This window comes from Kordia jejudonensis, assembly GCF_001005315.1.
Classification (GTDB): domain Bacteria; phylum Bacteroidota; class Bacteroidia; order Flavobacteriales; family Flavobacteriaceae; genus Kordia; species Kordia jejudonensis.
On record NZ_LBMG01000136.1, the window covers coordinates 1 to 1295 of the forward strand.

General features: G+C 30.6%; 2 protein-coding genes. Both read left to right on the plus strand.

Annotated features, from left to right (window positions below; all coding sequences use genetic code 11):
- On the plus strand, window positions 1–739 hold a 739-nt coding region (locus AA089_RS25130), incomplete at its 5' end, for an HNH endonuclease (RefSeq protein ID WP_173427072.1).
- Window positions 740–756: 17 nt separating this feature from the next.
- Window positions 757–1221 (plus strand): SMI1/KNR4 family protein, encoded by a 465-nt coding sequence (locus AA089_RS22980; protein WP_053002651.1) that lies wholly within the window; start codon window positions 757–759, stop codon window positions 1219–1221.
- Window positions 1222–1295: the final 74 nt, after the last annotated feature.

Consider the following 1295-nt stretch of genomic DNA (forward strand, 5'->3'; position numbering starts at 1 on the left):
TGGAAGGAAACCACTTGGTGTTGGTGATGGAGATAAAATTATTTATGATGGTTCTGGAACAGCAGTTAGTAATGGAGATAATATTGTAGAAAACAAGTTAGATGAAGTAGTCATTACTGGGACAAATAATAAAAAAGAAAATACAAATTACTCTTTATTAGTTCGCTTTGGCTATCAATTTAATGGAACAACAACTGATTATGTAAATCAATTTCCTGAATATCAAGGCTTATCCCATAAAGAGCAAGTTTATCATTGGAATATGAAGTATGGAAAAGAATACTTAAATTTTATTGATAAAAATGATCGCGAATGGTACGGTAGGATGCTTATGCATGGAATGGGACTTTCTTTTTGGGGAGGAACATCTTATAAAATGCCTGTTAGAATTAAGAATACTTTCGGTTTTAAAGGAGGTCTAGCACCAAAACAAAATCTTTCAGGATTAAGAAACGGTCATTTAGCAGGAAAAAACCATCCTAAAACTGGAGTGCCATTTTCTAAATCTGGTTTTCCTGATTTTAGAAAACATTTATATAAAAATGGTATTAATGATGTAAAAATTAAACCCACGGGAACGAGAGCTGGTGATTTTAGAGCTGCAAATAGAGCAGCTGGCTATAAAGCTACTCCCAAAGGTCATACCTGGCATCATCATCAAAACAGAGGAAGAATGCAATTAGTCAGATCATCGATTCATTCAAAAACAGGTCACACAGGGGGATTTTCATTATGGTAATTTTAAAAACATAATTTATGACATTTTTTTTTGAAACAGAAGAACCAATTACTAAAAAACAAATTAATAATCTGGAAAAGAGATTAAATTTTAATTTTCCAAAAAATTACACGGAGCATTTATTAAAATATAATGGAGGTCGTTGTGAACCCAATATTTTCAATTTTAATGAAGGCGGTAACCAAACTAAATCTTCCATAGATTGGTTTTTGGCATTACATGATGGAGAATATGACAATCTTGAAGAATACTTCAAAATATATAAAGTTGAAGAAAAAAGATTACCTGATTCATTTTTTCCAATAGCACACGACGACGGCGGAAATTTAATCTGTATGGATAATACGACTGATAAAATTTACTTTTGGGATCACAATATAGAAGTTAATTATAATTTGCATAGTGATCTTGAAAGATCAAACTTATATTTTTTAGCAGACAATTTATCTCAGTTTTTAGAAAATTTAAGTGAAGATTTATAAAGTTTAAAAATTAATTTTTACGCTAGTTTAAAGACTATATCTCCTGATCATTCCCCTATTTAGAGGACAGTATA

Excerpts from the sequence above, each read along its gene's own strand:
- AA089_RS22980 (WP_053002651.1), top strand. The coding sequence starts at position 757 with ATGACATTTTTTTTTGAAACAGAAGAACCAATTACTAAAAAACAAATT.